General features: G+C 59.3%; 7 protein-coding genes. All 7 read right to left on the bottom strand.

Translation table 11 applies throughout. The features are described from left to right. Positions 1-583, bottom strand: a 583-nt coding sequence (lpxB, locus tag GSM73_RS26860) for a lipid-A-disaccharide synthase (protein WP_256676700.1), incomplete at its 3' end; no start/stop codon positions are given. A 2-nt stretch (positions 584-585) separates the two neighbouring features. After that, positions 586-1,362 (bottom strand): acyl-ACP--UDP-N-acetylglucosamine O-acyltransferase, encoded by a 777-nt coding sequence (gene lpxA / locus GSM73_RS04090; protein WP_047227570.1) that lies wholly within the window; start codon positions 1,360-1,362, stop codon positions 586-588. Continuing rightward, entirely contained in the window at positions 1,359-1,799 is a 441-nt protein-coding gene (gene fabZ / locus GSM73_RS04085; protein ID WP_047227569.1) for a 3-hydroxyacyl-ACP dehydratase FabZ, read from the bottom strand. The genes lpxA and fabZ overlap by 4 nt, the downstream gene beginning before the upstream one ends. A 108-nt stretch (positions 1,800-1,907) precedes the next feature. Beyond that, positions 1,908-2,963: a UDP-3-O-(3-hydroxymyristoyl)glucosamine N-acyltransferase gene (gene lpxD / locus GSM73_RS04080; RefSeq protein WP_047227568.1), complete on the bottom strand. Its 1,056-nt coding sequence runs from the start codon at positions 2,961-2,963 to the stop codon at positions 1,908-1,910. A 3-nt stretch (positions 2,964-2,966) separates the two neighbouring features. Next, positions 2,967-3,470, bottom strand: coding sequence for an OmpH family outer membrane protein (locus tag GSM73_RS04075; protein WP_047227567.1), 504 nt, complete (start codon positions 3,468-3,470; stop codon positions 2,967-2,969). A 45-nt stretch (positions 3,471-3,515) separates the two neighbouring features. Further along, positions 3,516-5,891 carry an outer membrane protein assembly factor BamA gene (gene bamA / locus GSM73_RS04070; RefSeq protein ID WP_047227566.1) on the bottom strand — a complete coding sequence of 792 codons (2,376 nt, stop codon included), beginning with the start codon at positions 5,889-5,891 and terminating at the stop codon, positions 3,516-3,518. A 74-nt stretch (positions 5,892-5,965) separates the two neighbouring features. After that, complete coding sequence (gene rseP / locus GSM73_RS04065) at positions 5,966-7,318, bottom strand: RIP metalloprotease RseP (protein WP_076386185.1); 1,353 nt, start codon at positions 7,316-7,318, stop codon at positions 5,966-5,968. Between the last annotated feature and the right edge of the window lie 21 nt (positions 7,319-7,339).

Below are 7,339 nucleotides of genomic sequence, written 5' to 3'. Positions count from 1 at the left end.
CGGGCATCAAGGCCACCAGCGGGCCGTCGGGCAGGCCCAACGTCTGACGCGCCGCGTCACGATCCGCTTGCAGGGGAATGGTATCGGCCAGGGTATGGCCGACAAACCGTACCGGCACGCCCTTCTCTTCGTAGAATCGGGCTTCGAACGGCAGCAGCGTGAGCATCAGGTCGCAGCCTTCGCGGATTTTCAACACGCGCTTCTGCCGCCAGGCCCAGACCGAGGGGCTGACGTAGTGCACCGTCTTGATACCGGCCTGACGCAACTTGAGTTCGATATTGAGAGTGAAATCCGGCGCATCGATGCCGATGAACACATCCGGTCTTTCGTCGATCAGGGTCGCGATCAGCTTCTTGCGGCGAGCCAGCAGTTCGCGCAGACGTCCGAGCACCTCAACCAGCCCCATCACCGACAGGCGTTCCATGGGGAAATATGACGCCAGCCCTTCGGCCTGCATCAAGGGGCCACCGACACCGATGAACTCCACTGCTGGGTGCTGCGCCTTGAGCGCACGCATCAGACCGGCACCCAGAATGTCACCGGAAGCCTCTCCCGCCACCAGTGCTATACGCAAGTTAGCCATGGTTAGCGAGTGATGCCGCGAGTCGAGGACTGGATGGAGTCACGGAATATCGCGACTTCCGGGAACTGCGCCGAAGCCTCGGCCAGCTCGACAAGGGCCTGTTCGACGGTCAACCCCTGGCGGTACACAACCTTGTAGGCGCGCCGCAATGCCGTGATCGCCTCTTCGCTGAAACCACGACGGCGCATGCCTTCGAAATTCATACTGCGGGCTTCGGCCGGGTTACCGAACACAGTGACATAGGCCGGTACGTCCTTGCCGATGGCGGTGCCCATGCCCGAGAAGCTGTGGGCGCCGATATGACAATATTGATGGACCAAGGTGAAACCGGACAGGATCGCCCAGTCGTCCACATGCACGTGGCCAGCCAACGCGGTGTTGTTGACCAGGATGCAATGGTTGCCAATGACGCTGTCATGACCGATATGGGCGTAGGCCATGATCAGGTTATGGTTGCCCAGAGTCGTTTCGGAACGATCCTGAACGGTGCCACGGTGAATCGTCACGCCTTCGCGGATCACGTTGTGATCGCCAATGACCAGCCGGGTTTCTTCACCTTTGTACTTGAGATCGGGCGTGTCCTCGCCTACCGAAGAAAACTGGTAGATGCGGTTGTGCCGACCGATCCGGGTCGGACCCTTGAGAACTACATGGGGCCCGATCACCGTACCCTCGCCGATTTCCACACCTGGGCCGATGATCGACCATGGGCCGACCTCGACATCGGCGGCCAGGACTGCCGCCGGATCGATGATTGCGCGAGGGTCAATCAAACTCATAGTTTGCGTTCCGCACAGATGATTTCAGCGGAGCAGACTGGCTTGCCGTCGACCGAAGCCTGGCATTCGAACTTCCAGATCTGGCGCTTGCAACTGATGAATGTGGCTTCGAGGATCAGCTGATCGCCCGGGGTGACCGGCTGGCGAAAACGCAGCTTGTCGGAGCCCACGAAGTAGTAAAGCGTGCCGTCGGCAGGCTTCACGTCGAGCATTTTGAAACCAAGGATCCCGGCAGCCTGAGCCATTGCCTCGATGATCAGCACGCCGGGCATGATTGGATGCGCGGGAAAGTGACCATTGAAGAACGGTTCGTTGATGCTGACATTCTTGTAGGCGCGAATCCGCTTGCCTTCAACGTCAAGTTCCACCACCCGGTCCACCAGCAGGAACGGGTAACGGTGAGGCAGGTATTCGCGAATCTCGTTGATGTCCATCATTTCGGGGGGAAGCCTATGTAAAGATTGGAAGCGCACGATCGACGCGCGCCCCTCTAGCAAATCAAGGAGGCAGTCTAGCGGCTGTGCACACTTGATATGGAAATGGTATCAGCCATCTGATGAAGCATTACCGTCAGGGGTCACGTCCCCTACACGCTTTTCCAACTGACGCAAACGCCGCGCGATGTCATCGAGCTGGCGGATTCGGGCCGCGCTCTTGCGCCATTCGGCCGCCGGTTGCATCGCCGTGCCGGAAGAATAAGCACCCGGCTCGGTGATCGAATGGGTCACCATGGTCATTCCGGTGAGGAATACGTTGTCACAAATATCAATGTGCCCCACCAGCCCCACGCCACCGGCGAGCATGCAATGCTTGCCGATCCGGGTGCTGCCGGAAATGCCTACGCAGGCGGCCATGGCGGTGTGATCACCGACCTGGACGTTGTGGGCGATCTGAATCTGGTTGTCGAGCTTGACGCCATTGCCGATGACCGTATCAGACAGGGCACCCCGGTCGATCGCGGTGTTGACACCGATTTCCACGTCATCACCGATGGTCACGCCGCCGATCTGGGCGATCTTTTGCCAGATCCCCTTCTCCTTGGCAAAACCGAAACCTTCACCGCCCAGTACCGCACCCGACTGGATCACCACCCGCTTTCCGATACGCACGTCGTGATACAACGTGACCCGCGGAGCAAGCCAGCCACCCTCACCGATCTCGCAGCGCGCACCGATGAAGCAATGGGCGCCCAGCGTGACGCCCGGGCCGACCCGGGCGGCGCTTTCAATGACGACAAAAGGACCGATGCTGGCCGTGGGATCAACCACCGCATCCGCCGCGATGACCGCGCTGGGATGAATGCCGGGGGCCGACTTGGGCTTGGGGTCGAACAGGTGGGAAATCCGCGCATACGCCAGATAGGGATCCGGCACGATCAGCGCATCGCCCGCGAACCCGTCAGCATCGGCAGGCTTGAGCAACAGCGCTGCGGCCCGGCTGTCGGCCAGGTATTTGCGATATTGAGGATTTGCCAGGAAGCTCAACTGAGCTGGGCCAGCCTCTTGCAAAGTGGCTAGCCCAGTGATGACCTTCTCCGGGTCGCCACGCAGGGTGGCGCCGAGGAACTCAGCCAGTTGGCCGAGCTTGATAGTCGCTGTCATGGATTACTTCAGCTGATTCATGCGCTCGATAACCTGGCGCGTGATGTCGTACTGGGGTTTGACGTCAATCACTGCACCACGCTCGAACACCAGGTCAAAACCACCTTTCTTGATGACTTCTTCCACCGCCCGGTCAAGCTTTGGCTTGAGCTGCTTGAGCATCTCGCGGTCGGCAACGGCTTTCGCTTCGTTCAGTTCCTTGGACTGGAACTGGAAGTCACGGGCCTTTTGCTTGAACTCGAGCTCCAGACGCTCACGCTCGCCCTGGGCCATTTTGTCGCCACCGGAAACCAGACGATCCTGGATACCCTTGGCGCTGCTCTCCAGGCTCTTGAGCTTGGTCAGCTGCGGGCCGAACTTCTTCTCGGCATCCACGGCGTATTTCTTCGCCGCGTCGGATTCCAGCAGGGCCATCTGATAGTTCAGTACGGCAATCTTCATGTCGGCAAAAGCCGGACCTGCGACCATCAAGGTCGCCAGGAGAACCAATTGAGTCAACTTACGCACGATGTACTCCTACAAAATCCATTGTCGTTATCTTGGGTCAGACGCTTAAAACGTCTGGCCGAGGGAGAATTGGAACACTTGGGTTTCAGCGTCATCCGGTTTCTTGATCGGCATCGCCAGGGCGAAGCTCAAAGGACCGAGCGCGGTGACCCAGGTCACACCCACGCCCACGGAACTTGCCATGTTGCTCAGGCTGATGTCGTTGCACTTGGTATTGGACCTGGTGCCGTCGGCGTTGGTGGTGTCCTCGCACGAAGAGTCGAATACGTTACCCACGTCCCAGAATACCGAGGTACGCAAGGAGCGCTGATCCTTGACGAACGGCATCGGGAACAACAGCTCGACACCGCCCTGGATCAGGACATTACCACCGAACGGCAGCGGATCCTGGTCCGGATCACGTATGGTTCCCGGGTTGGTGCCCCGGCTCGGCGTACTGCGCGGGCCAAGGGTACTGTCCTTGAAGCCACGGACCGAGTTGAAACCACCAGCATAGTAGTTCTCGTAGAACGGCAAGCCGTCGGTGGAACCATAACCGTCGCCATAACCCAGCTCAGTGTGCAGGCGCATGGTGTAATTATCAGACAGCGGCTGGAACAGTTGGCCACGATAGTCGAGCTTGAAGAACGAGAGGTCGCTGCCAGGGGTGGTAGTTTCCAATACCAGGCTCTGGGAACGACCACGGGTCGCCAGCACACCTTTGTTCAGGGTCGATTCGGACCAACCGACAGACGCCTTGAAGTTCAGGTACTTGTCGCCTTCCTTTTCAACGAAGTCAAAAATCTCGTCAACGGTATAACGCCCGGTGCTGATCTCGTCCTGCTGGGCGGTGAGACCGAACGTCAGACGCGAAGTCTCGCTGATTGGATAACCCACGTTGACGCCTGCACCCAGGCTGTCCACGGCATAGCTGGAGATGTCGGAGTCGAGCTCGTCATAGTCAGTGGTGCGATAGAAGGCGTTGTAGCCCAGGCTCACACCGTCTGCAGTCCAGTAGGGGTCGACAAAACCGAAGTTGTAGCGGGTCTGGTATTCGCTGCGGGTCAAGCCAACGCTGACCCGGTTACCGGTACCCAGGAAGTTGTTCTGGGTGATCGAACCACCGAGGATCAGGCCGGCGCTCTGGGCGAAACCGACGCTGGCGGTGATCGAGCCGGACGCCTGCTCTTCAACGCTGTAGTTCACATCGACCTGGTCATCGACGCCCGGTACTGCCGGCGTCTCGACGTTGACTTCCTTGAAGAAGCCCAGGCGCTCCAGACGGGTCTTGGACTGGTCGATCAGGTAGGTCGACGCCCAGCCACCTTCCATCTGGCGCATTTCACGGCGCAGCACTTCGTCTTCGGACTTGGTGTTGCCACGGAAGTTGATGCGGTTGACGTAGGCGCGCTTGCCCGGATCCACGGCGAAGGTGATGTCGACGGTATGGTCTTCATCGTGCGGTTGCGGCACGCCGTTGACGTTGGCGAAGGTGTAGCCCTCGTTACCCAGACGACGGGTGATCAGTTCGGAAGTGGTGGTCATCAGCTTGCGCGAGAACACCTGCCCCTTCTGCACCAGCAGCAACGAGGTGACCTGGTCTTCCGGCACCTTCAGGTCGCCGCTGAGCTTGACGTCACGAACGGTGTACTTGTCGCCTTCGTTGACGTTCACGGTGATGTAGACGTGCTTCTTGTCCGGGGTGATGGACACCTGGGTCGAAGCGATGTCCATGTTGATGTAGCCGCGGTCCAGGTAGTAGGAACGCAGACGTTCCAGGTCACCGGAGAGCTTTTCACGGGCGTACTTGTCGTCGTTCTTGAAGAACGACAGCCAGTTGGTGGTCTTGAGTTCGAACAGGTCGATCAGGTCTTCATCAGGGAAAACGGTGTTGCCCACCACGTTGATGTGCTGGATCGCCGCCACGGTGCCTTCATTGATGTTGACCTTCAGGCCTACGCGGTTGCGCGGCTGCGGCACCACTTCGGTGTCGACGGTGGCCGAGTAACGGCCCTGGGCAACGTACTGGCGTTGCAGCTCGTTACGAACACCTTCGAGGGTGGCGCGCTGGAAGATCTCGCCTTCGGCCAGGCCGGACTGTTTGAGGCCCTTCATCAGGTCTTCAGTGGAGATCGCCTTGTTGCCTTCGATCTCGATACTGGCAACCGATGGACGCTCAACTACCGTGATGACCAGTACATTGCCATCACGACCCAGCTGGATATCCTGAAAGAAGCCGGTTTTGAACAGCGCGCGAGTGGATTCCACCAGACGCCGATCATCCGCCTGCTCGCCGACGTTTAACGGCAAGGCACCAAAGACACTACCCGCGGAGACCCGCTGGAGGCCATTGACGCGAATATCAGAGATAGTGAAGGACTCGGCGTGAACTTCGGCGATCATCAATACGGTGAGAACCGCAGTTAGCAGCAGACGTTTCATGAAGTCCTTTCTTATTCCAACTGGCAATAAACAAACTGCCGCAAAATGCGGCAGATTCGCAATTCAGCGAAGCGTTACAGACGACCCAGATCGTTGACCAAGGCAAGCAACATTACCCCGACCACCAAGCTGATACCGATCTGTATCCCCCAACCTTGCACCCTATCCGACAAGGGACGACCACGCGCCCACTCGATCAGATAAAACAACAAATGCCCCCCATCCAGTACCGGAATGGGCAGCAAATTCAGAACCCCCAGGCTAATGCTCAGATAAGCAAGGAAATTCAGGAAATCAGCGACGCCCGACTGGGCAGAAGCGCCCGCCACTTTAGCAATGGTTATCGGTCCACTCAAGTTTTTTACCGAGAGCTCGCCGAACAACATTTTCTTGAGCGAATCGAGGGTCAGGATGCTCATGGTCCAGGTACGACGCGCGCCCTCGCCAATCGCCGCCAAAGGGCCGAAACTGACCTCGCGGATCATTTCCGGCGGCCAGTCGACAGCCTTGACGCCGGCACCCAGATAGCCGGTCGGCGCCTTGCTCTCGCCACGGGCGCCCAGGGTTACCGGGACGTCGATCGGCGCACCATCGCGCTCGACGCGCAGCACTATCTTGCTATCCGGACGTACACGAACCGAATCGACCACCTGCTGCCAGTCACTGACCGGCAGGCCATCGAGCGCCAGCAGCCGATCACCGGTCTTCAGGCCTGCAGCCTGGGCCGGGCCTTTCGGGTCGAGTTCGGCGAGTATCGGCGGCAAGGCCGGACGCCATGGCTTGATCCCCAGGGAACGGATCGGATCCGGCTCGTCGGCGCCCTTGAGCCAGTTGTCCAGGATCAGTTCGCGAGGCGAATCCACCGTGGAACCCTGCTCGCGCACCATCAATTGCAACGAACCGCTCTCACCCAGGCGACGCACCAGTTGCAGGTTGACCGCCGCCCAGCCCGATGTCGGCTCCCCATCGATGGCAACGATTTCCTGCCCGACACCCAGCCCGGCACGGGCGGCGACGCTGCCGGCCTCCACCCCACCGATGACCGGACGCACCTGCTCGCTGCCCAGCATGGCCAGGGCCCAGAAAAAAACCATGGCCAGCAAAAAGTTGGCTATCGGCCCCGCCGCCACGATGGCAATACGCTGACGGACGGTCTTGCGATTGAAGGATTGGTCGACCTGATCGGCCGGCACTTCACCTTCGCGCTCGTCGAGCATCTTCACGTAGCCGCCCAGCGGAATGGCTGCCACAACGAATTCGGTGCCCTTTTTGTCATGCCAGCGCAGCAGCGGCATGCCGAAACCGACGGAAAAACGCAGAACCTTGACGCCACAGCGCCGCGCGACCCAGAAATGACCGAATTCGTGAAAAGTGACCAACACCCCCAATGCAACCAGGGTGCCGACAATCATATAGAGCGCGCTCATCTGTTTTCTCCGCAATCCTGC

This window comes from Pseudomonas sp. PICF6, assembly GCF_009831705.1.
GTDB classification, from domain to species: domain Bacteria; phylum Pseudomonadota; class Gammaproteobacteria; order Pseudomonadales; family Pseudomonadaceae; genus Aquipseudomonas; species Aquipseudomonas rhizophila.
Note: the sequence above shows the minus strand (reverse complement) of the source record. Positions and strands in the feature narration are given on the sequence as shown.

Excerpts from the sequence above, each read along its gene's own strand:
- lpxA (WP_047227570.1), bottom strand. The coding sequence starts at position 1,362 with ATGAGTTTGATTGACCCTCGCGCAATCATCGATCCGGCGGCAGTCCTG.
- fabZ (WP_047227569.1), bottom strand. The coding sequence starts at position 1,799 with ATGATGGACATCAACGAGATTCGCGAATACCTGCCTCACCGTTACCCG.
- lpxD (WP_047227568.1), bottom strand. The coding sequence starts at position 2,963 with ATGACAGCGACTATCAAGCTCGGCCAACTGGCTGAGTTCCTCGGCGCC.
- bamA (WP_047227566.1), bottom strand. The coding sequence starts at position 5,891 with ATGAAACGTCTGCTGCTAACTGCGGTTCTCACCGTATTGATGATCGCC.
- rseP (WP_076386185.1), bottom strand. The coding sequence starts at position 7,318 with ATGAGCGCGCTCTATATGATTGTCGGCACCCTGGTTGCATTGGGGGTG.